At 71.9% G+C, this 26,450-nt stretch carries 26 protein-coding genes and 1 pseudogene; 15 read left to right on the top strand and 12 right to left on the bottom strand.

The genetic code is table 11. From position 1 onward, the window contains the following. Nucleotides 1-27: 27 nt before the first annotated feature. Both ACZ561_RS32130 and ACZ561_RS32135 read left to right on the top strand, forming a co-directional pair. Nucleotides 28-990: pseudogene (locus tag ACZ561_RS32130) on the top strand (sigma-70 family RNA polymerase sigma factor); the annotation flags it as partial. A 39-nt stretch (nucleotides 991-1,029) separates the two neighbouring features. Next, nucleotides 1,030-1,830, top strand: coding sequence for an alpha/beta fold hydrolase (locus ACZ561_RS32135; protein ID WP_471002076.1), 801 nt, complete (start codon nucleotides 1,030-1,032; stop codon nucleotides 1,828-1,830). A 335-nt stretch (nucleotides 1,831-2,165) separates the two neighbouring features. Here ACZ561_RS32135 and ACZ561_RS32140 read toward each other — a convergent pair whose 3' ends face one another. Beyond that, nucleotides 2,166-3,566 (bottom strand): NAD(P)/FAD-dependent oxidoreductase, encoded by a 1,401-nt coding sequence (locus ACZ561_RS32140; RefSeq protein WP_471001741.1) that lies wholly within the window; start codon nucleotides 3,564-3,566, stop codon nucleotides 2,166-2,168. A 129-nt stretch (nucleotides 3,567-3,695) separates the two neighbouring features. Here ACZ561_RS32140 and ACZ561_RS32145 point away from each other — a divergent pair, with 129 nt between their 5' ends. The 4 genes from ACZ561_RS32145 to ACZ561_RS32160 all read left to right on the top strand — a co-directional run bounded on the left by ACZ561_RS32145 (nucleotide 3,696) and on the right by ACZ561_RS32160 (nucleotide 6,144). Beyond that, nucleotides 3,696-4,130: a DsbA family protein gene (locus ACZ561_RS32145; RefSeq protein ID WP_471001744.1), complete on the top strand. Its 435-nt coding sequence runs from the start codon at nucleotides 3,696-3,698 to the stop codon at nucleotides 4,128-4,130. 52 nt (nucleotides 4,131-4,182) lie between these two features. After that, nucleotides 4,183-5,079, top strand: a complete 897-nt coding sequence (locus ACZ561_RS32150; RefSeq protein ID WP_471001747.1) for an aminoglycoside phosphotransferase family protein — start codon at nucleotides 4,183-4,185, stop codon at nucleotides 5,077-5,079. A gap of 19 nt (nucleotides 5,080-5,098) precedes the next feature. Then, nucleotides 5,099-5,575, top strand: coding sequence for a GNAT family N-acetyltransferase (locus ACZ561_RS32155; protein ID WP_471001750.1), 477 nt, complete (start codon nucleotides 5,099-5,101; stop codon nucleotides 5,573-5,575). Between the two features lie 158 nt (nucleotides 5,576-5,733). Then, on the top strand, nucleotides 5,734-6,144 hold the full coding sequence (locus ACZ561_RS32160; RefSeq protein WP_471001753.1) for a RidA family protein: 411 nt from the start codon (nucleotides 5,734-5,736) through the stop codon (nucleotides 6,142-6,144). A 100-nt stretch (nucleotides 6,145-6,244) separates the two neighbouring features. On the opposite strand, the gene ACZ561_RS32165 is transcribed toward ACZ561_RS32160, so the two are convergent. Together ACZ561_RS32165 and ACZ561_RS32170 are read right to left on the bottom strand one after the other, a co-directional pair. Then, a complete protein-coding gene (locus ACZ561_RS32165) occupies nucleotides 6,245-7,243 on the bottom strand; it encodes a zinc-binding dehydrogenase (RefSeq protein ID WP_471001757.1) in 999 nt (332 codons plus the stop codon). 51 nt (nucleotides 7,244-7,294) lie between these two features. Beyond that, the gene (locus ACZ561_RS32170; protein WP_471001760.1) at nucleotides 7,295-8,470 is read right to left on the bottom strand and encodes an FAD-dependent oxidoreductase; all 1,176 of its coding nucleotides are present in this window, start codon (nucleotides 8,468-8,470) and stop codon (nucleotides 7,295-7,297) included. A gap of 98 nt (nucleotides 8,471-8,568) precedes the next feature. Here ACZ561_RS32170 and ACZ561_RS32175 point away from each other — a divergent pair, with 98 nt between their 5' ends. After that, nucleotides 8,569-9,234 (top strand): pentapeptide repeat-containing protein, encoded by a 666-nt coding sequence (locus ACZ561_RS32175; protein ID WP_471001763.1) that lies wholly within the window; start codon nucleotides 8,569-8,571, stop codon nucleotides 9,232-9,234. A gap of 20 nt (nucleotides 9,235-9,254) precedes the next feature. Here the strand turns inward: ACZ561_RS32175 and ACZ561_RS32180 are convergent, their stop codons facing one another. From ACZ561_RS32180 to ACZ561_RS32195, 4 genes are all read right to left on the bottom strand, one after another. Beyond that, on the bottom strand, nucleotides 9,255-9,755 hold the full coding sequence (locus ACZ561_RS32180; protein WP_376433270.1) for a hypothetical protein: 501 nt from the start codon (nucleotides 9,753-9,755) through the stop codon (nucleotides 9,255-9,257). A 456-nt stretch (nucleotides 9,756-10,211) separates the two neighbouring features. Beyond that, entirely contained in the window at nucleotides 10,212-11,441 is a 1,230-nt protein-coding gene (locus ACZ561_RS32185; protein WP_471001766.1) for an FAD-dependent monooxygenase, read from the bottom strand. 56 nt (nucleotides 11,442-11,497) lie between these two features. Then, the gene (locus tag ACZ561_RS32190; protein ID WP_329117865.1) at nucleotides 11,498-12,124 is read right to left on the bottom strand and encodes a response regulator transcription factor; all 627 of its coding nucleotides are present in this window, start codon (nucleotides 12,122-12,124) and stop codon (nucleotides 11,498-11,500) included. Beyond that, complete coding sequence (locus ACZ561_RS32195) at nucleotides 12,121-13,323, bottom strand: sensor histidine kinase (RefSeq protein WP_471002079.1); 1,203 nt, start codon at nucleotides 13,321-13,323, stop codon at nucleotides 12,121-12,123. Before ACZ561_RS32195 ends, ACZ561_RS32190 begins: the two co-directional genes overlap by 4 nt. Before the next feature lie 235 nt (nucleotides 13,324-13,558). Between ACZ561_RS32195 and ACZ561_RS32200 the strand changes: the two genes are divergently transcribed. Then, nucleotides 13,559-14,101, top strand: coding sequence for a GlcG/HbpS family heme-binding protein (locus ACZ561_RS32200; protein WP_471001771.1), 543 nt, complete (start codon nucleotides 13,559-13,561; stop codon nucleotides 14,099-14,101). 155 nt (nucleotides 14,102-14,256) lie between these two features. Beyond that, a complete protein-coding gene (locus tag ACZ561_RS32205) occupies nucleotides 14,257-15,678 on the top strand; it encodes a M1 family metallopeptidase (RefSeq protein ID WP_471001774.1) in 1,422 nt (473 codons plus the stop codon). A 121-nt stretch (nucleotides 15,679-15,799) separates the two neighbouring features. Here the strand turns inward: ACZ561_RS32205 and ACZ561_RS32210 are convergent, their stop codons facing one another. Further along, a complete protein-coding gene (locus ACZ561_RS32210; RefSeq protein ID WP_361960491.1) occupies nucleotides 15,800-16,375 on the bottom strand; it encodes a TerD family protein in 576 nt (191 codons plus the stop codon). Nucleotides 16,376-16,502: 127 nt separating this feature from the next. Here ACZ561_RS32210 and arfB point away from each other — a divergent pair, with 127 nt between their 5' ends. After that, the gene (arfB, locus tag ACZ561_RS32215) at nucleotides 16,503-16,940 is read left to right on the top strand and encodes an alternative ribosome rescue aminoacyl-tRNA hydrolase ArfB (protein ID WP_329117857.1); all 438 of its coding nucleotides are present in this window, start codon (nucleotides 16,503-16,505) and stop codon (nucleotides 16,938-16,940) included. 28 nt (nucleotides 16,941-16,968) lie between these two features. Here the strand turns inward: arfB and ACZ561_RS32220 are convergent, their stop codons facing one another. Continuing rightward, nucleotides 16,969-17,568, bottom strand: coding sequence for a flavin reductase family protein (locus ACZ561_RS32220; RefSeq protein WP_471002082.1), 600 nt, complete (start codon nucleotides 17,566-17,568; stop codon nucleotides 16,969-16,971). 314 nt (nucleotides 17,569-17,882) lie between these two features. Here ACZ561_RS32220 and cdgB point away from each other — a divergent pair, with 314 nt between their 5' ends. After that, on the top strand, nucleotides 17,883-19,502 hold the full coding sequence (cdgB, locus tag ACZ561_RS32225) for a diguanylate cyclase CdgB (RefSeq protein ID WP_471001777.1): 1,620 nt from the start codon (nucleotides 17,883-17,885) through the stop codon (nucleotides 19,500-19,502). A gap of 154 nt (nucleotides 19,503-19,656) precedes the next feature. After that, nucleotides 19,657-20,622: a CBM35 domain-containing protein gene (locus ACZ561_RS32230; RefSeq protein ID WP_471001780.1), complete on the top strand. Its 966-nt coding sequence runs from the start codon at nucleotides 19,657-19,659 to the stop codon at nucleotides 20,620-20,622. A gap of 65 nt (nucleotides 20,623-20,687) precedes the next feature. Here ACZ561_RS32230 and ACZ561_RS32235 read toward each other — a convergent pair whose 3' ends face one another. From ACZ561_RS32235 to ACZ561_RS32245, 3 genes are all read right to left on the bottom strand, one after another. After that, a complete protein-coding gene (locus ACZ561_RS32235; RefSeq protein WP_471001783.1) occupies nucleotides 20,688-21,614 on the bottom strand; it encodes a 1-phosphofructokinase family hexose kinase in 927 nt (308 codons plus the stop codon). Nucleotides 21,615-21,748: 134 nt separating this feature from the next. Then, entirely contained in the window at nucleotides 21,749-22,894 is a 1,146-nt protein-coding gene (gene nagA, locus ACZ561_RS32240) for an N-acetylglucosamine-6-phosphate deacetylase (RefSeq protein ID WP_471001786.1), read from the bottom strand. Next, on the bottom strand, nucleotides 22,894-23,832 hold the full coding sequence (locus tag ACZ561_RS32245; RefSeq protein WP_471001789.1) for an ROK family protein: 939 nt from the start codon (nucleotides 23,830-23,832) through the stop codon (nucleotides 22,894-22,896). The genes nagA and ACZ561_RS32245 overlap by 1 nt, the downstream gene beginning before the upstream one ends. Before the next feature lie 242 nt (nucleotides 23,833-24,074). Between ACZ561_RS32245 and ACZ561_RS32250 the strand changes: the two genes are divergently transcribed. From ACZ561_RS32250 to otsB, 3 genes are read left to right on the top strand one after another with little or no spacing between them, the layout of a single operon-like run. Further along, the gene (locus tag ACZ561_RS32250) at nucleotides 24,075-25,304 is read left to right on the top strand and encodes an extracellular solute-binding protein (RefSeq protein WP_471001792.1); all 1,230 of its coding nucleotides are present in this window, start codon (nucleotides 24,075-24,077) and stop codon (nucleotides 25,302-25,304) included. Nucleotides 25,305-25,314: 10 nt separating this feature from the next. Further along, complete coding sequence (locus ACZ561_RS32255; RefSeq protein ID WP_376433296.1) at nucleotides 25,315-25,569, top strand: DUF3263 domain-containing protein; 255 nt, start codon at nucleotides 25,315-25,317, stop codon at nucleotides 25,567-25,569. A 23-nt stretch (nucleotides 25,570-25,592) separates the two neighbouring features. Then, nucleotides 25,593-26,450 (top strand): trehalose-phosphatase, encoded by an 858-nt coding sequence (gene otsB / locus ACZ561_RS32260; protein ID WP_471001796.1) that lies wholly within the window; start codon nucleotides 25,593-25,595, stop codon nucleotides 26,448-26,450.

A 26,450-nucleotide genomic window follows, 5' to 3' on the forward strand; every position in this document is an offset into this window, starting at 1 on the left:
GACCTCACGAGGCCAGAGGGGGGCAGCATGCAGGACACCGTGGCGCCAGGGGCGACGGACCGGCTTGAGGAGTATCGGGGAGAACTGACCGGGTACTGCTACCGGATGCTCGGCGCACACGCCGAGGCCGAGGACGCCGTGCAGGAGACGATGATCCGGGCCTGGCGGAACGTCGAGCGGTTCGCGGGGCGTTCGTCGTTGCGGTCGTGGGTCTACCGCATCGCCACCAACGTGTGTCTTGACGCCCTGGCCGCAGGCAGGCGGCGGGCTCTGCCAATGGACCTCTCGGCGCCTTCGTCCGGAGCCTCCTCCCCAGGAGCCCCGGAGGACGACACCGTATGGGTCGGGCCCTGCCCCGGCGGAAACCCCGAGGAGACGGCGACGGCGGGCGAATCGGTACGGCTGGCGTTCGTCGCCGCGCTCCAGCACCTGCCGCCCAAGCAGCGAGCCACGCTGATCCTCCGGGACGTGCTGAGCTTCTCGGCCCGCGAAGTCGCCGAGCTGCACGGCTCGACCGTCGCCTCCGTCAACAGCGCTCTGCAGCGGGCCCGTACCACGCTCGCCGCACATCGCGGCCCCTTCGACGACCCTGGTACCCGGCCGGTGGACGCCGTCCGCCGGATGCTGGCGGAGCGGTATGCCATGGCTTTCTCCCGCTACGACATGGAGGAGCTGAACATGCTGCTCCACGTCGACGCCACGCTGTGCCTGCCCCCGTACGCGAAGTGGATGCGCGGGATCCCCGACATCCAGGCGTGGCTGACCGGACCCGCAGTCGGCTGCCGCGGTTCCCGCCTGATCCCGACCACGGCGAATGGCACCCCCGCCTTCGGCCAGTACCGGCCCAGCCCCGACGGGACGGGCTACGAACCCTGGGCACTCCAGGTCATCGAGTTCTCCGGTCACCACATCACCGGTATCAACGCCTTCCGCGACACCGAGCGCCTGTTCCCGCTGTTCGGCCTGCCCGCGCGTATCGCCCCGGACGCGACACGCCCCCGGCCCGACCCACCGCCTGAAGGACCTTGTATGACCTGGTCAGAGCGCACCGTCGTCCGTGAAGGCGTCCGCATTTCCTGCCGTGACTGGGGCGGATCAGGACCACCTGTCGTCCTGCTGCACGGACTGGCCGGCCACGCGGGCGAATGGGACACCGTCGCCCGAGACCTGAGCCCCCGCTACCGGGTCATCGCCGTCGACCAGCGCGGCCATGGCGCCGGGGAGCGCCGCCCGCAGGACGTGTCCCGGGCGGCGTACGTCGCGGATGTCGTTGCCGTACTCGAACAGCTCGGCCTCCGGCAACCCGTCCTGGTGGGCCAGTCGCTGGGCGGCCACACGGCCATGCTCGCCGCTGCCGCGCACTCTGGGCTCTTCCGAGCGCTGGTCCTGGTGGAGGCTGGGCCGGGCGGGCCGAACCGTGACGTGCAGGCAGAGATCTCGGGATGGCTCGATTCCTGGCCCAGACCGTTCACGTCACGGGAAGCCGCCGTCGAATTCCTCGGCGGCGGTCCGGTCGGCGAGGGCTGGGCGGCCGGCCTGATGGAACGCGACGGCGGCTGGTGGCCCCGCTTCGACCGCGATGTGATGGTCGAGTCGCTCGCGGAGATCGCCCAGCGGTCCTTCTGGAACGAGTGGTCGAACGTGACCTGTCCGACCCTGGCCATCCTCGGCCAGTCCGGCATCATCTCGCCTGGGGAGATCGACGAGATGCTCCGGCGACGGCCGGAGGCAGTGGCCCTGAGCGTCCCGGGGACGGGACACGACGTTCATCTGGATCGGCCGGACGTCCTACGGCACGTACTCGATGGGTTCCTCGGCGAAGTCACGTGATCTGCCGTCAGCCAAACGACGGGGACGCAATTCCGTTCACTGACCGCTGTTCTCGGCGGGGGCGTGGGCGACGAGTCGGTTGAACTGCCGTTCGTGCGTGAGCGATGCGTGAGCGATGCGTGAGCGGACGGTCCGGCACGGTCCGGTTCCGTTCGGATCGGGCGGCCTTGCTCGGCCCGTCTGATCAGGCGGTGCCGGACGGATCAACACCGTCCGGCACCACCCGTCCTGCCCCTGCCAGGACTTGTGAAGCAGGGTCGTCGGTTCGAACCCGACAGGGGGCTCCAGAGCGGAAGGACCCCGGGCGTGCCCGGGGTCCTTCGTAGTGGTCGGGCTCAGCGGCCGGAGAGGCGGTCGGCGATCGTCGCGATGCGGGACGTGTCCGCTGTGTGGGTCGTGGATTCCTGGTGGTCGGCCGTTCGGTAGGCCGCGTACATCGCCTGGACGCCGAGCCAGCGGAGGGGTTCCGGTTCCCATTTGCGGACCTTGTGGTTGACCCAGGGGAGGGTCGTCAGGTCCGTGGGGCCGGACTGGCCGGAGTCCTGTTGGATCAGGTCGCGGAGGGTGCGGGCGGCGAGGTTCGTCGTGGTGACGCCTGAGCCGACGTAGCCGCCGGCCCAGCCGAGGCCGGTGGAGCGGTCGAGGGTGACGGTGGCGCACCAGTCGCGGGGGACGCCGAGGACACCGGACCAGGCGTGGGCGATGCCGAGGCCGGCCAGGGAGGGGAAGAAGCGGATGAGGATCTCGCGGAGGGCCTCGATCGTCTGGGGCTGGGTGCGGCCGTCGTTGTCGGTCTTGGAGCCGTAGCGGTAGGGGACGCCGCGGCCGCCGAGGGCGATGCGGCCGTCGGCGGTGCGTTGGGCGTACATGTAGGCGTGGGCCATGTCGCCGAGGGTTTCGAGGCCGTTCCAGCCGATGCTTTCCCATTGGGCGTCGGTGAGGGGCTCGGTGGCGATCATGGACGAGTTCATAGGGAGCCAGGTGCGGCGCTGGCCGGTGAGGGAGGCGGTGAACCCTTCGGTGCACCGGAGGATGTACGGCGCACGGACGGTGCCGTACGGAGTGGTGGCGTGCTTCGGCTTGATCTCGGTGACAGGGGTCGATTCGTGGATCGTGACGCCGAGTGCTTCGACGGCTGCCGCGAGGCCCTTGACCAGCTTCACCGGGTGGAGGCGGGCTCCGTGGGGGGTCCAACTCGAGCCGACGGCGCCGGTGACGCGGATGCGGTCGGCGGTTTCGCGGGCGCCGTAGAGCTCGCGGTCCGTCTCGCCGAAGGCGAGTTCGACGGAGTGGAAGTCCTTGAGGCGCGCGAGCTGGGCAGGGGAGTGGGCGACTTCGAGGACGCCGCCGCGGTGGACGTCGGCGTCGATCTTCTCGGTTTCGCAGACGCCGATGACTTCGTCGACGGTGGCGTTCATGGCCTGCTGGAGGCGGACGGCTGCTTCGTGGCCGTGGATCTTGGCATAGCGGTCACGGCCCGCGATGCCGTTGTAGAGCCAGCCGCCGTTGCGTCCGGATGCTCCGTAGCCGCAGAACTTGGCTTCGAGGACGGTGATGTTGAGGAAGGGGACGGCCTTCTTGAGGTAGTACGCCGTCCACAGGCCGGTGTATCCGCCGCCGACGATGCAGACGTCGGCGGTGGCGTCCCCGGGCAGAGGCTCGCGGGGGGCGGGGGTGCCTTCTTGGGCGTACCAGAACGAGATGCCGCCGTTGACCGTGCTGCTCCTGCTGACCATGGGCGGGAGGGTACTGGATGGGCGGGGGCCTTCGGCCTTCGGATCCGGGTCTTTCGGCGGGCTGGTCGGGGTGGGGGTGCGGCCTGGGTCCGGAGGTGCGGATTTCGTTGTTCCGAAAGGGCTTTTTCCATGCCGGTACGCAGGTCTGTTCGTGCTGTCGTGGCGTTGCCGGCGGTCGGTGTCGTGGGGCTTGCGGGGGCGGGTTGTTCGTCGCCGGTGGAGTCTTCGTCGGCGCCGATCCCACCTGCGGCTTCCCGGCTCATGACGGTGGTGGAAGGCCCGGAGATCGTCGTCGGCGACGCGAAGGCACCGCACACGGCGATGGTGTATCTGGATCCGCGCTGTGGCTACTGCGCCAGGTTCGAGACGAGCGGGGGCGTGGCGCTGATGGAGGCGGCGGCCGCGGGGAAGGTGCGGATCGAGTATGTCGTCGCGTCGTTCCTGGGCGCGCGGAACGGTGGGACGGCTTCGGTCCGGTCGGCGAACGCGTTGCGGGCCTCGGTGGAGGCGGGGAGGTTCACGGAGTTCCGCCAGAGGGTGCGTGAGGCGCCGGCGGGGATGTGAGGCGGCCGTTTTTTCAGGTGTGCGGCGGGTGGTGGGTGTATAGCGTCGCCATGTGATCGAGATTCCGGCGGAGTTGGTGGCGTCGCAGACGAAGTTCAACGGCGCGGCGGGGCAGGCGTTCGTCGCGGCTCTGCCTGCGCGGGCGGAGGAGTTTCTGGACCGGTGGGGGCTGCGGGTGACCGGGCCTTCGATGTACGGGATGGCGTCGCTCGTGCTGCCCGTGACGCGGGGCGCGGACGGTGTGCGCGCGGCGCTGAAGATGCAGCTCCTGGACGAGGAGAGTGCGGGCGAGGCGGTCGGGCTGCGAGTGTGGGACGGCAGGGGATCCGTACGTCTGCTGGCGGATGATCCCGCGACGGGGACGCTGTTGCTTGAGCGACTGGACGAGGGCCGGCATCTGTCGGCGCTGGAGGACACGCGGGAGGCGACGCGGATCCTGGCGGATCTGCTGGCGCAGCTCGTGGCGGCCCCGGCGCCGGAGGGGCTGCGGGGGCTGGGGGACATCGCGGCAGCGATGCTGGAGGCCGTACCGGAGGCGGCGGGGCAGCTTGGGGAGTCGGACGCGCGGCTGCTGCGGGACTGTGCGGCGGCGGTGCGGGAGGTGGCGGGGGAGCCGGGGGATCGGCTGCTCCACTGGGATCTGCACGTCGACAACATCCTGGCGGGGGAGCGGGAGCCGTGGCTGGCGATCGATCCGAAGCCGTTGGCGGGGGATCCGGGGTTCGATCTGCTGCCGGCGTTGACGAGCGCGTTCGATCCGGATCCGGCGGAGACGCTGTGGCGTTTCGATCTGCTGACGGAGGTGCTGGGTCTCGACCGGGGCCGGGCGGCGGCGTGGACGTTCGGGCGGGTGCTGCAGAACGGGTTGTGGGACGTGGAGGACGGGGAGCCCTCGCTGGACGAGGAGCAGGTGCTCATCGCTCGGACGCTGCTGGCCCGCGCGGGCTGATCCGGTGCAGGCTGGGCGCATGATTCGTACCGCCACACCTGCCGATGTCCCTGTGATCCACGCGATGGTCCGTGAGCTCGCCGCGTACGAGAAGGCGCTGGAGGAGGCCCGCGCGACGGAGGAGCAGCTGCGCGAGGCGTTGTTCGGGGAACGCCCGGCGGCGTTCGCTCACATCGCGGAGACGGACGAGGGCGAGGTGGTGGGCTTCGCGCTGTGGTTCCTGAACTTCTCGACGTGGCGCGGGGTGCACGGGATCTACCTGGAGGACCTGTACGTGCGGCCGACGAGCCGGGGCGGCGGGCACGGGAAGGCGCTGCTGCGGGAGTTGGCGCGGATCTGTGTGGAGCGGGGGTACGAGCGCCTGGAGTGGTCGGTCCTGAACTGGAACACCCCGTCGATCGACTTCTACGAGTCGCTGGGGGCGAGGCCGCAGGACGAGTGGACGGTGTACCGGCTGACGGACGAGGCGCTGGCGGAGCTGGGTGCGCGGGGGTGAACGGCGGCGGTGAACGGCGGCGGTGAACGGCGGGGGTGAACGGCCGCAGTGAGCAGCGGCGGTGAATAAGGGGAGGCGAGGGCCTCGGGGGCGCTGGCAGGATGGTCGCTTTCCGTGACGACCAGAAGGTCGGAAGGTCAGAGGGGAACGTGACGACCGTGGGCCGTGCCATTACCTTGATCCGCTCCAGTGTCCTGTCCGATGTCGCCGAGTACGCGTACGCGGCGACCGCGCCCGCCGAGGCCCGGCTCGTGTTTCTCGCCGGGGCCTGTCCGTTGAACGAGGACGGGTCGACGGCGGCGGTCGGCGACTACGCGGGGCAGGCGGCGAAGGCCGTCGAGAACATGCGGGTGGCCCTCGCCGCCGCCGGGGCGTCGTTGGACGACGTCATCAGTACGCGGGTCCTTGTGGCGTCCTCGCGGCAGGAGGATCTGGTGACCGCCTGGGAGGTCGTGCGGGACGCCTTCGGTGACCACGACGTGCCCAGCACGCTGATGGGGGTCACGGTGCTCGGTTACCACGATCAGCTCGTCGAGATCGAGGGTGTCGCCGCGGTTCTCGACTCGTAGGTCTCCGTCGCCGCCGTTCCCCATGCGTGGGTCCACCGCGTGGGTCCACGGGGTCAGGCGCACCTCGCCGCCCGCCTGGCCCGCCTCGCCGTTCGCAGGCCTACGGAATCAGGACCACCTTGCCCGTCGTGCCCCGGGTCTCCAGGGCGTGGTGGGCGGCTGCCGCTTCGGCGAGGGGGAAGCGGTGGACGGCCGGGCGGAGGGTGCCTTCGGTGGCCGCGGCGAGCGAGGCGAGTTCGAGGTTGCGGACGTCGCCGCCGGCCTTCTGGAGCATGACCGGGCCGAGGACGCTCTCGGAGGTGATGCCTCGGGCGGCGAGTTCCTCGTCCGTGAAGGTGAGCGGCTCGCCGTCGTGGACGCCCTGGCCGGACCAGCCGAAGACGAGGTGCTCGCCGCCCTTGCCGAGGAGGTCGACGGCCGCGCGGCCGGTGTCGCCGCCCACGGAGTCGAAGACGATCGTGGCGGTACGGGAGCCGAGGAAGGCGCGGACCTGCTGCGGCCAGTCCGGCTGCTTGTAGTCGACCGCCAGGTCCGCGCCGTTCTCCCGTACGAGGGCCACCTTCTCGGGGCCGCCGGCGAGGCCGATGACGGTGGCGCCGGCGTTCTTCGCGTACTGGACGAGGAGGGTGCCGATGCCGCCGGCGGCTGCGGGGACGATGGCGATCGAGTCCGGGCCGAGCTCGGTGAACTGGAGGATGCCCAGCGTCGTGCGGCCGGTGCCGATCATGGCGACGGCTTCGGCGTCGCCGAGGGTGTCGGGCAGGGCGTGGAGCCTGGCGGCGTCGACGACGGCGAGTTCGGCGTAGCCGCCGGGGGCCATGCCCAGGTGGGCGACGACGCGCTTGCCGAGCCAGGTCGGGTCGGTGCCCTCGCCGAGCGCGTCCACGGTGCCGGCGACCTCGCGGCCGGGGATCGTGGGGAGTTCGGCGGGGGCGGGGAAGGGGCCGGTCTGCCCGAGGCGCAGGGCGGTGTCGAGGAGGTGGACGCCTGCCGCGGTGACCGCGATCCGGACCTGGCCGGGTCCGGGGACGGGGTCCGGGGTCTCCTCGTAGGTGAGGTTCTCGGCCGGGCCGAAGGCGTGGAGGCGGATGGCGTGCATGGTGGGCTCCCCTGGTGGTGTTCTCCCGTTGACGTACGACAGCCTCTGACCTCAAGCGCGCTTGAGGTCAAGCCTCTTCGTGCGCAGCGCAAGGGACACCGCCTCGACGGCGCTCGTGAACGACACCTCGGCCAGCACTCCGGGCGCCGCGACCTGGTCTCCCGCGAGGTAGACGCCGTCGCCGCGGTCGATCGCGGGCCGGTCGCGCCAGGTGGTGCCGGGGCGGTCGAGGGCTCCCGTACGGCCTGCGCAGACGGCCTCGCGGCGCCAGACCGTGCGCTCGCGCCAGCGGGGGAAGCCGAGGTCGAGCAGGCGCTCGGCGTGGGCGATGCCGTCGGTCTTGGAGCGGCCGGGGCCGATGGGGAGCTGGGCCTGGATCAGCTGCTCGCCGGCGGGGGCGAGGGAGGGGTCCTGTGCGGTGAAGCGCTCGATCCAGCCGGGGGCGTCGAGGTCGGAGACGATGTACGGGTCGCCCGCCCGGGTGCGCAGTGCCAGGTCGAACAGGACGGTGCGGCCGCTCTCCCAGGTCAGCCCGGGGTCGCCGAGGAGCCGGGAGGCCGCGGCGAGTGAGGTGGCGACGACGACCGGGCCGTCGGCGAGCGGCAGTTCGTCGAGCCGGGAGGAGGTCTCGATCCGTACGCCCAGGTTCCATGCGTGGGCTGCCATGCGGTCGGTCAGCTGTCCCCAGCCGCCGCGGATGAAGCGCGCCTCGGGCGGCAGGGCGGCGGCCCGGTGGAGGCGTTCCTGCACGAAGCGGGCGGAGAGCGTGCCGGGGTCGTGGTGGAAGAGGGCGACCGCGCTGTACGCGGCGGCCTGACGGGCGGCCTCGGGTCCGGCGACGCGGGTGGCCCAGGTGAGGAAGTCGGTGTCGAAGGGGGCCTCTTCGGCCGTACGGAGCGAGTGGCGGAGGAAGCCGAGCGGCGGGGTGCGGCGCAGGGCCCCGGCGCGGTGGAAGCGGAAGCGGGCGGCTTCGCGCAGCGGCACGGGTGCGAGCGGGCCGAGGAGGCCGCGCTGGGTGAGCCAGGTCCAGTGGGGGCCGCCGTTGTAGAGGGCGTGGGGGCCTTCGTTGGTTCTGTACGGGCCTTCGGCGGTGCGGGCGCGGCCGCCGAGGGTGTGGTGGGCCTCGTGGAGGGTGACCTTGGCCCCGGCCTCGGCGGCGGTGATCGCCGCGGTGAGTCCGGCGAATCCGCCGCCGATGACGGTGATGTGCTTCCTGTTCCGCTGCATCTCGTGCTCCCTCGTACGGGTCTTGCACAGGGGACGGCGGAGGGGGCCCGGTCTGTGACATCGGGGGCGTTGTCAGTGGCGCACGTCACCATGGGTGCATGGCGACAGCGAAGAAGAAGGTGGCGGTCGTGCGTCGGCCGGAGGTGCGGTTGCCGCCGCTGGAGGCGTACGAAGGGGGGCTCGATCCGGACGGGGACTACGACGGCCTGGAGTTCTCGGGGCTCGATCTGGCGGGGCAGGACGGGGGAGGGGCGCGGTTCCTGGACTGTGCGCTGCGGGACTGCGCGGTGGACGAGACACGGCTGGCCTCGGCGCGGGTCCTGGACTCCGTGCTGAGCGGGATCCGGGGTGTGGGCACGGACCTGGCGGGGGCGTCGCTGCGGGACGTGGAGATCGTGGACGCGCGGCTCGGTGGGACGCAGCTGCACGGGGCGGTGTTCGAGCGGGTCCTGGTGCGGGGAGGGAAGATCGACTATCTGAATCTGCGGACGGCGAAGCTGAAGGACGTCGTCTTCGAGGGGTGTGTGCTGAGCGAGCCCGACTTCGGGGGTGCGGTGCTCGAGAGGGTCGAGTTCCGGGACTGTGTGCTGAAGGGGGCGGACTTCAGCGGGGCGCGGATGAAGGACGTCGATCTGCGGACGGTGGAGCGTCTGGAGATCGCGCGCGGGGTGGACGCCCTGGCGGGTGCGGTGATCAGTACGGGGCAGCTGCTGGATCTGGCGCCGGTGTTCGCCGCGCAGCTGGGGGTGCGAGTGGAGGACTGAGGGGCCGGGCGGGGGCTCGGTTACGGGAGGCGGGGGAAGCGGGCCTGGAGGTCCCAGATCGCCGGGTTGTCGCCGAGGCCCTCGTGCATGTCCGTGAGGTCGGCGATCAGGTCGTGCAGGAAGTCGCGGGCCTCGCGGCGCAGTTCACGGTGGTTGAAGGTGAGCGGGGGCTCGTCGCCCGGCATCCAGTCGGCCTCCACGTCCACCCAGCCGAAGCGGCGCTCGAAGAGCATCCGGTCCGAGGACTCGGTGAAGTCGAGCTCCGCGTACTGGCGCTGCGAGGACCGGCTGCCGCGCGGGTCGCGGTCGAGCTGCTCGACGATGTCGCACAGCGCCCAGGCGAAGTCGAGCACCGGCACCCATCCCCAGGCTGTGGACACCTCGCGGTCGGCCTTGGGATCGGCGAGGTACACGTCCCCGCAGAACAGGTCGTGGCGCAGGGCGTGAACGTCCGCGCGGCGGTAGTCGGTCTGCGGGGGGTCGGGGAAGCGACGGGAGAGGGAGTAGCCGATGTCGAGCACGGAGACGATGCTCCCACGCGCACGGGACCCGGGGCGCACGCGCCGGCCCGCCCGGTCTCCCTACGCACGGAAGCGCTCCGGCCGGAGCCCCCCGCGCCCGGGCGCCGGGAGCCCGCGCCTTCGTACGCCGAGAGCCTCCCGGGCCGCATGCCGGGAGCCCGCGCCTCCGTACGCCGGGAGCCTCCCGGGCCCGTACGCCGGGAGCCTCTCCGAGCCGTACGCCGAGAGCCTTCCGCCCCCGGCGCTGGGCGCCCGCCGCCCGGTACTCCCGAGGCCGTACGTCGGAAGCCCGCCGCCTCCGTACGCCGGAAGCCCGCCGCCTCCGTACGCCGGAAGTCCGCCGCCTCCGTACGCCGGGTGCCTTTCGCCCCCGTGCCCCGGGAGCCCGCCGCGCTCGTGTGCCGGGAGCCCCCGGAGCCCGCTGTGCCGGGAGCCTCCCCGCGCCCCCGGCTCCCCTCAGCCGCGCGCCCGGGCGTGCAGTGCGCGGGCCATGCGGGGGCCCAGCCAGCGCTTGAGGCGGCGTAGGGGTTCCAGCTGCTCCGCCACCCGGTCGATCCGGTAGTAGAGCTGTGGCGGGATGTGGGGGAGCAGGGGCGAGTGGCGCTGGCCCAGGAGCGCGAACATCTGGCGCGGCTCCAGGCTCATGTAGCGGGGGAGGTTCTCGTACCACTGGGCGCTGTAGCGGGCCGCGCTCTGGGCCGAGAGGAGCTCCGCGCGCCGCCGCCGGCCGTAGCGGGTCAGGGCGGAGTCGAGGTCGTCCCCGGCACCCCCGCGCAGGGCGTCCGCGAGGGCGAGGGCGTCCTCAAGGGCCAGGGTGGTGCCGGCGCCGATCGAGTAGTGCGTGGTGTGGGCGGCGTCGCCGAGGAGGACGAGGTTGCCGCGGTGCCAGGCGCGGGTGGTCAGGGTGCGGAAGTTCAGCCACTGCGCGGCGCCGTCGTCCTGCGCGCGGCCGATCAGCGGATGGCCGTCCAGGAGGTCGTGGAAGAGCTTCTCCAGCACGTTCAGGCTGTCGGCCTCGCTCATGGTGCCGAGCCCGAGCCCCGTCCAGGTCTCCGGGGAGCACTCGACGACGCACGTGGACTGCTCGCCGCTGAAGCCGTACGCGTAGCACCAGATCCAGCCGTGCTCGGTCTCCTTGAAGGCGAAGCTGAAGGAGTCGAAGACCTTGGTGGTGCCGAGCCAGATGTAGTGGTTGCGGCCGGTGGCGACCTCGGCGCCGAAGTCGGCGGTGTGGGCCTCGCGCAGCACGCTGTTGACCCCGTCGGCCGCGACGACCAGGTCGGCGTCCGCGAGTTCGGGGGCGTCGGGGCCGGTGATGCCGTGCTCGAACTCGACGCGTACGCCGAGCGCTTCGGCCCGTTCGGCGAGGAGGGCGAGCATCCGGCGCCGGCCGATGCCGAAGCCCTTGTCGCCGCGGTGGACGGTCCGCTCGTCGCGGACGATGGCGACGCCGTCGGTCCAGCGGACGGAGGCCTCGTCGATGGCGCGCGCCGACTCCGGGTCGCCGGCCCTCAGCTTGTCGAGGAGCCCGGCCCAGTAGGTCACGCCCCAGCCGTAGGTGGAGCCGGCCGCGTTCCGCTCGTAGACGGTGATCTCGTGGGACGGGTCCTGCCGCTTCATCAGGATCGAGAAGTACAGGCCGGCGGGCCCACCGCCGACGCAGGCGATCTTCACATGCGCTCCCATAACGAGACGAGACGAACTGACACTCTGCGATAGCACGGTAACGCAGAGTGGCATCGTCAGGGGAGCAGGCGCTGCTCCTTCGCCACGGCGACCGCGCCCGCACGTGTGTCCACGCCGAGCTTGGCGTAGATCCGGCCGAGGTGGGTCTTCACCGTCGCCTCGCTGATGAAGAGCGCGCGGGCGATCTCGCGATTGCCGAGGCCGTGGGCGAGCTGGCCGAGGATGTCCCGTTCGCGGTCGGTGAGGGTGGGCCCGGCGGCGCCCCGCATCCGGTCCATGACCCGGCTGGCGACCGGCGGGGAGAGGGTCGTACGGCCCTGGGCGGCGGAGTGGATCGCGGCGAACAGTTCCTCGGGGCGCTCCGCCTTCAGCAGGTAGCCGGTGGCGCCGGCCTCGATGGCGCGGGTGATGTCCGCGTCGGTGTCGTAGGTGGTGAGGACCAGGACGTGGACGCCGGACGTGGACCCCGCGATCCGGCGGGTCGCCTCGACGCCGTCGATGCCGGCGCCGAGCTGAAGGTCCATGAGGACGACGTCGGGTCGTAGCTTGGCGGCCATCGCGACCGCCTCCTCGCCGCTGCCGGCCTCGCCGACGACCTCGATGTCGGGGGCGCTGCCGAGCAGGGCGAGCAGCCCGGCGCGTACGACGGCGTGGTCGTCGCAGAGCAGGATCCGTACGGTCATGCGCCGGCCTCCAAGGGCGTGGACAGGGGGATCGCGGCCGAGAGCACCGTGCCCTCGCCGGGGGTGGACTCCACGGTGAGTGTGCCGCCGAGCTGCTGGGCCCGCACCCGCATCGCGGGCAGGCCGTGGCCGCGGACGCCGCGCTCGCCGCTGGGGCGGCCGGGCCCGGATCCGGACCCGGTGTCGAAGCCGCGGCCGTCGTCGGCGATGTCGAGGACGACCTGGTCGTCGAGGTAGGTGAGGGTCAGGGCGGCGGAGGTGGCTGCGGCGTGCTCGCGGACGTTGGCGAGGGCGCCCTGCGCGATGCGCAGCAGCGCCGACTGCACGCGTTCGGGCAGCGGGACGGGGGCGCCGTCGACGCGGAACGCGGCGGACTCGCGCCCCGCGAGCGTGCGCAGCGCCTGCTCCAGGCCGCCGCCCTCGGCGAGGTCGGCGGGGGCGAGGTCGTGGACGAAGCGGCGGGCCTCGGCGAGGTTCCGTTCGGCGATGGACTCGGCCGTACGGACGTGGCGGCGGGCGGTCGACGGGTCGGCGTCCCAGGTGCGTTCGGCCGCCTGGAGCAGCATCTGCTGGCTGGACAGGCCCTGGGCCAGGGTGTCGTGGATCTCCATGGAGAGCCGCTGGCGCTCGGCGAGGGTGCCCTCGCGGCGCTCGATGGCGGCCAGTTCGCGGCGGGTGCGGATCAGGTCGTCGATGAGGGCCCGCTGCCGGTCGGCCTGCCGCTGCGCGTGGACGAAGACGGCGGTCGCGATCGCGGCGACGGCCGGCGGGGCGACGATCAGGTTCGGGTCGAAGCCGCCGTTGGAGAGCTGGACCTGCGCGGTGACCACGAAGACGGTGAGGAGGGTGACCAGGACGAGGGCGGCGCGCGGCGGGAGGGTGCGAAGCCCGGTGTAGAAGAGCGGCACCGCGCACCAGGCGAAGCTCGGCGCGAGGACCACCAGGACCATCCAGACCGCGACGACCGTGAAGAGCCAGGCGATCCGGCGGGGTGTGGCGCGGGTGCCGAGGACGGGGCCGAGGAGGTAGAGGGCGGCGAGTGCGCCGGAGAGGGCGACGATCCAGGGGCTGCGGTCCTCCCACGGGTGCCGCAGCAGGAAGCGGACCAGCGAGGCGCCGAGGAGGAGGAAGAAGGCGATGTGCATGACCCGCGCCAGCCAGCGGGCGTCCGGGTCCTGCTCCATCGCGTACCTCTCCATCAGGGGCCCGGCCACGGCTCTGACCTGGGTCTACGTTTCCATCCTGGCCCGGGAGGACCACGGGGGCATCAACCGATCGGCTGACACCCCCGTCGTCCATCATGCGCGACGGGGGCAGCCGGTTCGTGGACCGTACGGGCCCGGAAACGGCCGGAGGATCGATGGCAGAGCGAACGAACGACATGCCTCGATCACCGTCACGGCCTCAGACCGTCACTGCCTCAAGGAGCCCTCCATGAAGAAGAAGATCCTCTTCGGTGCCGCCACCGCCGCCGTCGTCGCCGCCGGTACCTTCGGCGCCGTCTCCGCGAACGCCACCGCCCCGGCGGCCGCGCCGGCCGTCGCCGCCAAGGCCGACGCGTCGAACAAGAACCTGCAGCAGACCACGCACCTGACGATCGAGGCCGCCACCAAGGCCGCGCAGGCCACCCTTGACGCCGCCGAGGACGAGAACCAGCGCATCACCGTCGCGGTCGTCGACCGCAACGGCAACACCATCGTCACCCTGCGCGGCGACGGCGCGGGCCCGCAGTCCTACGAGTCGGCCGAGCGCAAGGCGTTCACCGCGGTCTCCTGGAACGCCCCCACCTCCGTCCTCGCGGGCCGCCTCGCCCAGGCCCCTAACCTGAAGGACATCCCCGGCACCCTGTTCCTCGGCGGCGGCGTCCCGGTCACCGCCAAGGGCGCGCCGATCGCCGGCATCGGTGTCGCCGGCGCGCCGAGCGGCGACCTCGACGAGAAGTTCGCCAAGGCGGGCGCCGAGGCGCTCAACAACTAAGCCCCGCGAGCAGGCCCTGCGAGCGGGTCCCGGGTACGGGACCTGTCCGCCGGTCACCTCGCCGGCCACCCACGTCGGTGGCGCCCGGACCCCGTCGGGCGCCACCGATGCCGTACGCCCGCCCTCCACGCTCGCGTACCCCTGCCTAAGATCGAATGGTGGACGTACGTAGCCGGGCCGCTCTGGCCACCGCCGTGGCCGCGCTGCTCGTCCTCGTCGGCTGCACCGGCGGCGGGGACGACGGCGGCGGTGGTGTGGACATCGGCGGGGTGCGCGGCACGCCCGGCGCGGCGGGGCTGCGCGATCCGTACTTCCCCAAGCTCGGCAACGGCGGCTACGACGTCACGCATTACGCGCTCGACCTCGCCTACGACCCGAAGAGCGGCCGCCTCGACGGCACCGCCATGATCACGGCCCGCGCCACCCAGGACCTGAGCGCCTTCAACCTCGACCTCGCCGGTCTCACCGTCGACTCCGCCTCCGTCGACGGCGAGCGGGCCTCCTTCAATCGGGCCGGGAACGAGCTGACGCTGCGCCCGCGCGAGGACATCGACAAGGGCACGGTCTTCCGTACGACGATCGCGTACTCCGGCCGGCCCGCGACGATCACCGGCGCGGACGGCTCGCAGGAGGGCTGGCTGCCCACCGTGGACGGGGCGATCGCGCTCGGCGAACCGGTCGGCTCGATGGCCTGGTTCCCCGGCAACCACCATCCGTCCGACAAGGCGACGTACGACATCACGCTGACCGTTCCGCAGGGGACGCAGGCGATCTCCAACGGCGTACGGACCTCCGAGCGGACCGCGAACGGCCGCACCACGTCCGTCTGGCACTCCGCCGAACCGATGGCGAGCTACCTCGCGACCGTGGCCGTCGGGAAGTTCCGGACGCAGGTGTCCGCCACCCCCTCCGGGCTGCCCGTGCTCACCGCCACCGACCCGTCGGTCGCCGTGAAGAGCGCCCCGCTGCTCGCCCGGATCCCCGAACTCCTCGACTGGCAGGTGGAGAACTTCGGGCCGTACCCGTTCTCCTCCACCGGCGCGATCGTCGAGCGGAACGGCGACGCGGGCTATGCGCTCGAGACCCAGACCCGGCCGGTCTTCCCGCAGGACTCCCTGACCGTCGAGATCCTGGTGCACGAGCTGGCGCACCAGTGGTTCGGTAATTCGGTCACGCCCGCCACCTGGAAGGACATGTGGCTGAACGAGGGCTTCGCGGTGTACGCCGAGTGGCTGTACGCGGAGGACTTCGAGGCCACCCCGGCGCAGGTGAACTTCGAGGCGGCCTTCGCCGCCGACGCGAACTGGGCCTTCCCGCCGTCCGATCCGCCGTCGGCGGAGAACCTCTTCGACCCGCCGGTGTACCAGCGCGGCGCGATGGTGCTGCACAAGATCCGGCAGCAGGTCGGCGACGAGGCCTTCTTCGAGCTTCTGTCCGGCTGGGCGGCGGAGCACCGTCACGGGAACGCCTCCACCGACGACTTCACCGCGTATGCGGAGGAGGTGACGGGGGAGGACCTCGGTCGGGTGTGGGACGTGTGGCTGAACGGGGACGGGAAGCCGAAGAGCCCGAACTAGCGGGCGGGTCAGAGGTCGGGAGCCTGGACCAGGAGTCCGGATCGGGCGCCCGACGGGGGTGGCCGGAACGCCGGAGCCCCGGCGCGGTCCTCGCGCCGGGGCTCCACCGTGCCGGCGTACGTCAGAGGTTGACGCCGAAGTCGCGGGCGATGCCCTCCAGACCGGAGGCGTAACCCTGGCCGACCGCGCGGAACTTCCACTCCGCTCCGTTGCGGTACAGCTCGCCGAAGACCATGGCGGTCTCGACGGCGGCGTCCTCGGAGAGGTCGTAGCGGGCGATCTCGGCGCCGCCGGCCTGGTTGATGATGCGGATGTACGCGTTGCGGACCTGGCCGAAGTTCTGCGAGCGGTTCACCGCGTCGTAGATGGAGACCGGGAAGACGATCTTGTCGACGTTCGGGGGCAGCGCGGCGAGGTTGACGTTGATCTGCTCGTCGTCGCCGCCGCCCTCGCCGGTGCGGTTGTCACCGGTGTGGACGATGGTCTGGTCCGGGGTGGCCTTGTTGTTGAAGAAGACGAAGTGCGCGTCGGAGGCGACCTTGCCGGCGCCGTCGACGCCGATGGCGGAGGCGTCGAGGTCGAAGTCGGTGCCGGTGGTCGTACGGACGTCCCAGCCGAGGCCCACGGTGACGGCGGTGAGGCCCGGGGCCTCCTTGGTCAGGGAGACGTTGCCGCCCTTGGAGAGGCTTACAGCCATGGGAAGTGCCTTTCTTCGTGACCTTCGTGATGTCGTCACACGGGATAACGCGGACGACGCCCTGCCGGTTCCACGGTGCGGAATCGGTGCGAAAACAGGATGACGTGCGGGAGCCGCTCCGGGGAACATGGATGACATGTCCGGTCCGTATTTCATCCGCGGCTCCGTCTCGCTTCCCGAGGCCGAGCTCATGTGGCGTTTCTCGCGGTCGTCGGGACCGGGTGGGCAGCACGTCAACACCAGCGACTCGCAGGTGGAGCTCCGCTTCGACCTTGCGTCGACGGAGGCGCTGCCGGAGGTCTGGAAGGCGCGCGCGCTCGAACGCCTTGCGTCGCGCATGGTCGGCGGGGTGGTGACGGTCCGCGCGTCCGAGCACCGCTCGCAGTGGCGCAACCGGGAGACGGCGGCGGTCCGCCTCGCCGCGCTCCTCGCCGAGGCGACGGCGCCCCCGCCGAAGCCGCGCCGGGCGACGAAGATCCCACGGGGCATCAACGAACGCCGGCTGCGGGTGAAGAAGCAACGCTCCGAGACGAAGCGGGGCCGCCAGGGGCGCGACTGGGGCTGACGGGGTGCCCCGGGCGGGGGCGCGGTCGTCAGGCCAGGCGGCGGTACTTGCCGCGGAAGTAGGCCAGCGGGGCGCCGTCCGAGGACGGGAAGGCGGCCGTCAGGACGCGCGCCACGACCAGGGTGTGGTCACCGGCCACCACGCGGTTCTCCGTGCGGCACTCCAGCGTCGCCAGGGCGCCGCCCACCAGCGGGGCACCGCTCTCCTCGCCGCGGGTGTACGGGACGTCCTCGAAGAGGAGCCGGTCGCTCACCCGGCCCTTCATCGCGAAGCGGCCCGCGATGTGGCGCTGGCTCTCGGAGAGGACCGAGACCGCCCACACCGGGACCTCGTCCAGCAGGTCGTCCATGCGGGAGCCGTTGCGGAGACTGACGAGCACGAGCGGCGGGTCGAGGGAGACGGACATGAACGCCGTCGCCGTCATGCCGACGTCCTCCCCGCGCGGACCGTCGTCCGGGTCATGGGCCGTCACCAGCACCACGCCGGCGGCGAGGCGGGACATCGCCGCCCGGAACTCGTCGTTGCTCACCCCCTCAGCATGAGGGATCGCCAGATCCGAGGCGGGGGGCGGGGCAGGGGTCGTCGTCAGCACACTCCGCACGCTAGCCTCGCCCCACGTCCCCGGCATCGGGCCCGGGGACCAGTCCACGCCCCCTCGCCGGTCCTAGGACCCCCGGCCCGGGGCCACCGCCCGCACGGTCCGGGGCCGTACCCCCACCGCCGTACCGCACCGTTCTCTTTGCGTTCAGGAAAGAACGGGAGCGCTTTCCGGCACCCCCTGCAACGCTTCATGACCTGGTGTGACTTGAGTCACAGAGCTCAGTATTTGTTGACCCTGTGTACCGGGTGCAACGCTCGCTGTGATTCAGTGGCAAGGACAATGCAGCACGAGTGTCGATGAGAACCCTGGAGTTGCTGTCGAGGTCTCGGGGAGAGCGAGCGATGGAGACCGAGTCGGAGCCGTACGTCCGTCTTGCGACCCTGCGGCAGCTGCATCAGGTCGTGGCCGACCTCAATACAGCCCGCAGTCTGGCGGACACCCTGCAGACCGTCGCCGACGGCATCGTCGCCGGCCTCAACTACGAACTGGCCTGCGTCAACCTCGTACGCCCCGACGGTGACCTCGTCGTCGCCGCCTTCGCCGGCAGCCCCGCCGCCGAGGCGCTCATCACCGGCCGCGTCGGCTCCCGCGAGTCCTGGGAACGCCGCCTCTCCATGGGCGTCGCCTGGGGCGACCTGAGGTTCATCCCGCACACCGAGGGCTGGGTTCTCATCGAGGACGACGTCCCGCAGTGGCACACCGAGGGCCCTGCCCCCCGCTTCGAGGACGAGTGGCACCCGCACGACCGCCTCTACGCCCCCATGTACGCCTCCGGTTCCAAACGCGAACTGCTCGGGGTGATCTCCGTCGACCGGCCCCGCAACGGCCGCCACCCCGGACCCTGGGGCCAGGAAGCCCTGCAGATGTACGCCTCCCAGTCGGCGATCGCGATCAGCAACGCCCGGCTGCGAGCGAACATGCAGCGCGCCCTCGTCCGCCTGGAGCGCGAGCAGCAGGCCCTGCGCGCCAGTGAAGAGTCGTTCCGGCAGGCCTTCGAGTACGCCCCCTCCGGCATGGCCATCGCCGAGATGGGCGGCGACCAGCACGGCCGCCTCCTGCGCACCAACGACGCCCTCTGCCGCCTCCTCGGCCGCCCCGCCTCCGTGATGCGCCGCTACTCCTTCGCCGACCTCGTCCACCCCGAGGACATCGGGACCCTGCTCCGCACCTCCGCCGAGGGCGGCCGCGCCGAGCTACGCCTCGGCCGTCGCGACGGCACCTATGTCTGGGTCTCCCTGCGCAACTCCGTCGTCGCCGACACCGCCGACGGCCCCCGCTTCCTCCTCACCCACGTCGAGGACATCGAGGAGCGCAAGCGCCACGAGCTCCAGCTCGCCCACCGTGCCTCGCACGACGCCCTCACCGGCCTGCCCAACAGCGCCGAACTGCGCTCCCGGCTCAGCGCCCGGATCTGCGAGCGCCCGCACGCCGCACCGGAGACCGACTACGACGCCCCGTACGGGCACGACCACAGCTTCGGTTTCGACGCGAGCCCCGCCGGCGGACCGTACGACCATCACGTCCACTCCGTCGCGCCCGCCGGCGGCGAGGTCGACGACGGGACGAAGGGGCTCGCCGTCCTCTTCTGCGACCTCGACGGCTTCAAGTCGATCAACGACCGGTTCGGGCACCACACCGGCGACGCCGTCCTCATCGAGGTCGCCCGGCGCCTCACCACCGGCGTACGGGACGGGGACACCGTCGCGCGGCTCGGCGGTGACGAATTCGTCGTCCTCGCCGACGGCCTCGGCTCGGCCGACGCCGCCGACCTCGCCGTACGCCTGCGCAACGCCATCATTCCGCCGATCCGGGTCGACGGACGGGCGGTCAGGGTCGGGGCGAGTTTCGGCATCGGCTGGGCCGAGTGCGGTATGACCGTCGAAGAGGTCCTGAACTCCGCCGACCAGCGGATGTACATAGAGAAGCGCTCCCGGGCGAAGATCCACCGCCGCGCCGGATAGCCCGCTTCACCCCCGTGCCCCGCCCCTGCCGCGCCGCCTCCGTTACCCACGGGTCACCTGCCGCTCGGTCAAGGGACGGATCGGCGGGTGGTCCGTTCGGGGTAGGCTCGGCCGGTCGGCGACGGCTGGCGAGCATGGATAGGAGTGACCAGGGATGGCTGCCGGTAACGACGGCGCGAACACGCCCGAGGACGACGATCCGTTCGGCTACCTGTACGCGGACGGCCAGGCGGCAGGCGCCCAGCCGCCCGGGCAGGCCGGTGGCTACGGCTACCCCGGTCCGGCCGCGCAGCCGGGTGTCCCCAGAACCTCGTACAACCAGGTCAGAACGGTAGGCGAGCGCCAGTACGGCGGTGGCCAGCCGCATGTGCCGCAGCAGCAGACCTACGGCGGCCAGCAGCAGTACGGCCAGCCGAACCCGCAGTACGCCGCGCCCGAGACGTACCCCGGTGGCGAGCGGACCCGGCAGACCTCGATCCCGCCGCAGCGCGGTGGTGGCGGCCGCGGACCCAACACCAAGGGGCTGCTGATCGGCGCGATCGCGGTCGTCGCGGTCGTGGTGATCGGAATCACCGCCGCCGTCATCAGCAACAACGGTGAGAAGGACAAGGACGGCGGCACCGCGGGCGGCAAGCCGACCGGCGGCTCCACGCAGGTCCAGGAGGAGCCCTCCACCCAGCCCAGCGCCGACGACACCCCGGCCGCGCTGCCGCAGCAGGACGCGGCCACCCTGAAGCTCGGCGGCGCCGCGGTTCTCGCCAAGGACATCAAGGGCGCCAAGGGCACGGACGGGCTGTACGTGACCGGGTTCAACTCGGTCGGGTCCTCCGTGACCTGGCAGACCGAGGTGCCCGAGGCCGGCACGTACAAGATGGAAGTGCGGTACGCGATCCCGGCCAAGGACGCCAACGCCACCGTGACCGTCAACGGCAAGGCCAATACGAACCCGATGAATCTGAAGAACTTCATCGGTTCCTCGGACCCGAACCTGGAGAAGAACTGGCAGACCACCTGGTCCCAGGTCTCGCTCGAGAAGGGTCAGAACACGATCATGCTGTCGTGCGCGGCGGGCAACCAGTGCGACGTGATCTTCGACTGGGTGAAGATCAGCAACCTCTGAGTGCGGCGACTCGCGAAAGGCCCCGTGGAACCTCGTTCCGCGGGGCCTTCGTCATGTCGTGGGCGTCACGCCGCCTCGGCCTGCTCCGTCACCTTCACCCGGGTGAGCAGCTCCTCGTACGCCGTCCGGTCGAACTCGCCCGCGACCGGGGAGAGCACCGTGGCCGCCGACAGCGCGACCGCGCGGGTCAGCCGGTCCGGCCAGGGGAGTCCGTCGACGAGACCGGACAACAGACCCGCGACGGCCGAGTCGCCGGCGCCGGTCGGGTTGCCGCGGACCGCGGCCGGCGGGGCGGCGAGCCACAGGCCGTCCGGGGTGGCGGCGAGCATCCCCTCCGGGCCGAGCGAGGAGACGACCGTGTGCGCGCCGCGGCGGCGGGCGTCGCGTGTGGCGCGGTGCGGTTCGCGTGAGCCGGTGAGCTGGGCGAGCTCGTCCGCGTTGGGCTTGACGAGGTCGGGGCGGGCGGCGATGCCGCGCCGCAGGGGTTCGCCGCTGGTGTCGAGCAGGACCGGGACGCCGGCGCCACGGGCGATCCGGATCAGCTCCGCGTACGCGCCGACATGGATGCCGGGCGGCAGGCTGCCGCACAGGGCCACGGCCTCTGCGCCCATGAGCAGTTCGGTGTAGCGCTCGGTGAGCGCGGACCACTCGGCGGGGGTGAGGTTGGGGCCGGGCTCGTTGAGCTGGGTGGTGTCGCCGGTCGCGGTGTCGACGACGGCGACGGTACGGCGGGTGGGCCCGGCGGTCGGCACGAGTGCGTCGGTCAGCGGCAGTTCGGCGAGGTGGGTGTGCAGGACCTCGCCGGTCGCACCGCCCGCGAAGCCGGTGACGACGGTGTCGTAACCGAGGGCGGCGAGCACGCGGGCGACGTTGAGGCCCTTGCCGCCGGGGCGCTCGATCACCTGGGTGACGCGGTGGGAGGCGTGCGGGGTGAGGGCGGGCACGCGATAGGTGAGGTCCAGTGCGGTGTTGAGGGTGACTGTGAGAATCACCTGCCGTAACCCCCGTACGCCGTCGAATGATCGTGGACCGGCCGGACCTGCCGGAACGGCCGTGGAACGCGCCCCGATCATGCCAAACAGAAGGCGGTTGGCCCAGTCCCCGGACCAACCGCCCCTCGGCGAAATCAGGCCACTTGGGGGACAACCACCCAGGTGCCCTTGCGCATCACGCCGGTGATGTCGAAGTTCTCGTCGAGGACGACGAGGTCGGCGTCCTTGCCGGGCTCCAGCGAGCCGACCTTGTCGTCGATGCCGAGCAGCCGGGCCGGGTTGGCGGAGATGGCCTGCACGATCGACTCGACGGGCAGGCCGTCGATGGTCGCCGCGCGCTTGAACGCGCGGTCCAGGGTGAGGGTCGAGCCCGCGATGGAGCCGCCCTCGACGAGGCGTGCGACGCCGTCCTTCACCTCGACGGCCAGCGGGCCGAGGGAGTACTGCCCGTCGCCGAAGCCCGCCGCGTCCATCGCGTCGGTGATGAACGCGACCCGCCGCGGCCCCGCGTGATGGAACGCCAGCTCCAGCGAGGCCGGGTGCAGATGGGTGCCGTCGTTGATCAGCTCGACCGTGATGCGCTCGTCCTCGAGGAGGGCGGCGATCGGGCCGGGGGTGCGGTGGCCGAGGGCGGGCATCGCGTTGTAGAGGTGGGTGGCGACGGTGGCGCCCGCGTCGATGGCCTCGACGGTCTGCTCGTACGTCGCGTCGGTGTGGCCGATCGCGGCGATCACGCCGTGTTCCGCGAGCAGGCGTACGGAGTCGATGCCGCCGGGCAGCTCGGTGGCGAGGGTGACCATCCGGGCCTGGCCGCGGGCGGCGTCGACGAGCTTGCGGACGTCGGCGGGGTCGGGGTCGCGCAGCAGCGTCTCGTCGTGCGCGCCCTTGCGGCACGGGGAGATGAACGGTCCCTCGAAGTGGATGCCTGCGATGTCGCCCTGCTCGGCCAGTTCGGAGAGCAGTCCGGCGCGTCGGCTCAGGAAGTCCATCTCGCCGGTCACGAACGAGGCGACGACCGTGGTGGTGCCGTGCAGGCGGTGGGTGTGGACGCCGGTGAGGATGTCCTCGACGGTGCCGGAGGTGAAGGAGGCCCCTCCGCCGCCGTGGTTGTGCATGTCGACGAAGCCGGGGACGACCCAGTGGCCGGTGAGGTCGAGCGCGGGCGCGTCGGCGGGCGCGGCGCCCGCGATGCGACCGCCGTCGACGATCACCCGTCCGTTCTCGACGATGCCGGTGGGCAGCACCACGCGGGCTCCGGCGAGAACTGTGGAAACGGCCATCAGGCGGATACCTCCGAGTCGAGGGAGAGCAGGTCCCAGGCGAGGAGGCCCGCGCCCAGGCATCCGGCGGTGTCCCCGAGGGCCGCCGGGACGACGGCGGGCAGCTTCTGGAACGTCACGCGTTCCTCCACCGCGGCCCTCAGCGGTGTGAACAAGGTTTCCCCTGCCTCGGCGAGACCGCCACCGATGATGAGCGTGCGGGGGTCCAGCAGGGTGAGCGCGGTGACCAGGCCGTCCGCGAGGGCGTCGACGGCGTCCTGCCAGACCCGGACGGCCCGGGCGTCCCCGGACTCGACGGCCTTGGCGCAGTCGGCGGCGTCGGCGTCCGGGTCGCCGGAGGCGGTGGCCCAGGCGTGGGAGACGGCGGAGGCGGAGGCGTACCGCTCCAGGCAGCCGCGCTGGCCGCAGCCGCACTCGGCGCCGCCGGGGCGGACGACGATGTGGCCGATCTCGCCGGCGTAGCCGTGGGCGCCCGCCTCGATGGCTCCGCCGATGCCGATGGCGCCGGCGATTCCGGTGCCCAGGGGCACGAAGAGGAAGCGGTCGGCGCCGTTCCCGGCGCCGATGCGGCCCTCGGCGAGGCCGCCGGTGCGGACGTCGTGGCCGAGGGCGACGGGGATGCCGTCGAGGCGCTCGCTGAGCAGGGCACGCATCGGGACGTCGCGCCAGCCGAGGTTGGCGGCGTAGACGGCGATGCCGTTCTCGGCGTCGACGATGCCGGGGACGGCGACGCCGGCGGCCGCGGCGGGCTCGCCGTACCGCTCCAGGCCGTGGGCGCGCAGCTCGGCGGCGAAGCCGAGGATCGTCTCGACGACGGCTTCGGGGCCGCGTTCGCGTCCGGTGGCGCGCCGTGCTTCGTGGAGCAGGGTGCCGTCCGTGCCGACGAGGGCGGCCTTCATGCCGGTGCCGCCCACATCGAGGGCGATGACGTGTCTCACGGGAACAGTCTCGCGCGTCGACGCCCGAAAGGTCTAGTCCACTGGCCGATATTGTTGCGCGGGCATACAAATTACCGGCGGGGGGTGTGCCGCATCCGGGGGTGCGATGCCGAAGCGATACCCAAGTGGTGTAGACCTTATGCTTTTCCTCCTGTGAAAATCACAGCTCGACGACGAGCCAAAGAGGGTGGGGCAGCGCTGTGCAGCGGCGATTCCTTGGACTGACCGCGACCATCGCCGCGATGGGCCTGACCGCCGCACTCTCCGGCTGCGGTCTCACCGGCGCCGACTCTGGCGACGTGACCCTCAAGCTCGTCGCCGCCGACTACGACCTCACCGGCGGCGACACCACCGAGAAGTACTGGGACGAGCTCACCGCCGCCTACGAGGCCGAGCACCCCGGCGTGAAGATCGACGTCCAGATCGAGTCCTGGAACGACGTCGACCGCACGGTCGCCGAGATGGTCGAGGCCGGCCAGGCCCCCGACATCGCGCAGATCGGCGCCTACGCCGACTACGCCGCCGCGGGCGAGCTCTACTCCGCCGACGAGCTGCTCTCCATCCCCGTCCAGGCCAACTTCCTCGCCCCGCTGGTCTCCGCCGGCGAGATGAAGCGCACCCAGTACGGCCTGCCGTTCGCCGCCTCCACCCGGCTGCTCTTCTTCAACGAGGAGCTCTTCGACAAGGCCGGCATCACCGAGCCGCCGACGACCTGGGCCGAGCTGGCCGCCGCCGCCGAGAAGCTGAAGGACGAGGACGTCCCCTACCCCTTCGCGCTGCCGCTCGGCCCGGAGGAGGCGCAGGCCGAGACGATGATGTGGCTGCTCAGCGGCGGCGACGGCTACACCGACGGCAGCGACCGCTACCGCATCGACTCCGACCTGAACGTCCAGACCTTCGACTGGCTGAAGAAGAACCTGGTCGAGAAGGAGCTCACCGGCCCCATAGCCCCCGGCAAGCTCAACCGGAAGGACGCCTTCGCGGCCTTCTCGCGGGGCGAGGTCGGGATGCTCAACGGCCACCCCTCGCTCATGCAGGAGGCCGAGAAGAAGGGCGTCAAGGTCGGCAAGGTCGCCCTTCCCGGCGTCAACGGCAAGGCCAAGGCGTCGATGGGCGTCGCCGACTGGATCATGGGCTTCAAGCAGAACGGTCACCGCGAGGAGATCGGCGCGTTCCTCGACTTCGTCTTCAGTGACCAGAACGTGCTGAAGTTCGCCGGCGGCAACGACCTGCTGCCTCCGACGGTCAGCGCGTACTCCCGCATGCAGAGCGAGGAGGAGCACAAGAACCTCCGCGAGTTCCTCAAGGAGCTGCCGAACTCCCAGCTCCCGCCGGTCGGCAAGACGTCCTGGGCCAAGGTCAGCGACAACGTCAAGCAGAACATCGGCAAGGCCGTCGCACCGGGACAGAAGCCCGCCGAGGTCCTGGCCAAGCTCGCCCGCGAGGCGACGGAGGCGGAGAACGCGGAATAAGTTGGCTCGTATGACCAACGATGTGGAACCGGGAGAGAGCCGGGCGCTGGGGGATCGGGAACGCGCCGTTCTCGCCCTGGAGCGCCGCTCCTGGCCGGGCCCCGGCGCCAAGGAGCGCGCCGTCCGCGAACAGCTCGGCCTCTCCGCGACCCGCTACTACCAGCTCCTCAACGCGCTCCTGGACGACCCGCGCGCCCTGGAACACGATCCGGTGACCGTCAACCGGCTGCGCCGGGTCCGTGCGGAGAAGGAGCAGCGCCGCTGAGCCCGCGTCGGTAGGGTCGTCGTATGGTCAGCAGCCTTCCGCACCCGACCACACCCGCAGGCCGCGACGGCCTGGCCGCGCTTCTGGCGCGGCCGGACAAGGCCGTCGTCGCCCTCGACTTCGACGGGACGCTCGCCGAGATCGTCCCCGACCCCGAACAGGCCCGCGCCCACCCCGGCGCCGTCGCCGCGCTCGCCGCACTCGCCCCGGAGGTCGCCTCGGTCGCGGTGGTGACCGGCCGCCCCGCCGGGGTCGCGGTCCGCTACGGCGGATTCGCCGGCGTCCCCGGCCTCGAACACCTCGTCGTCCTCGGCCATTACGGCGCCGAACGCTGGGACGCCATCACCGGCACCGTCCATGCCTCCGCCATCCACCCGGGCGTGGCCTCCGTCCGCGCCGAACTCCCCGGCTTCCTCGACAGCGTCGGCGCCTGGCCGGGCACCTGGATCGAGGAGAAGGGCCGGGCGGTCGCCGTACACACCCGGCGCTCCACCGACCCCCAGGCCGCCTTCGAGGCCCTCAAGGCACCCCTCGCCGACCTCGCCGCCCGACACGGCCTGGTCCTGGAACCCGGCCGCATGGTCCTCGAACTGCGCCCCCCGGGCATGGACAAGGGCGTGGCCCTGGCGGAGTACGTACGGGAGGTGGGCGCCGGATCCGTCCTGTACGCGGGCGACGACCTGGGCGACCTCCCGGCCTTCGCCGCGGTGGAGAAACTCCGCTCGAACGGCACCCCGGGCCTGCTGGTCTGCAGCGGCTCCACCGAGGTCCCGGAACTCACCGACCGGGCCGACCTGTCCGTGCCGGGACCGGGCGCGGTGGTGGGGTTCCTCTCGGACTTGGCGGAGCGGATTCGCCCACGCTCCGATGATCAGCCCTGA

The organism is Streptomyces sp. NPDC039609, from assembly GCF_055596705.1.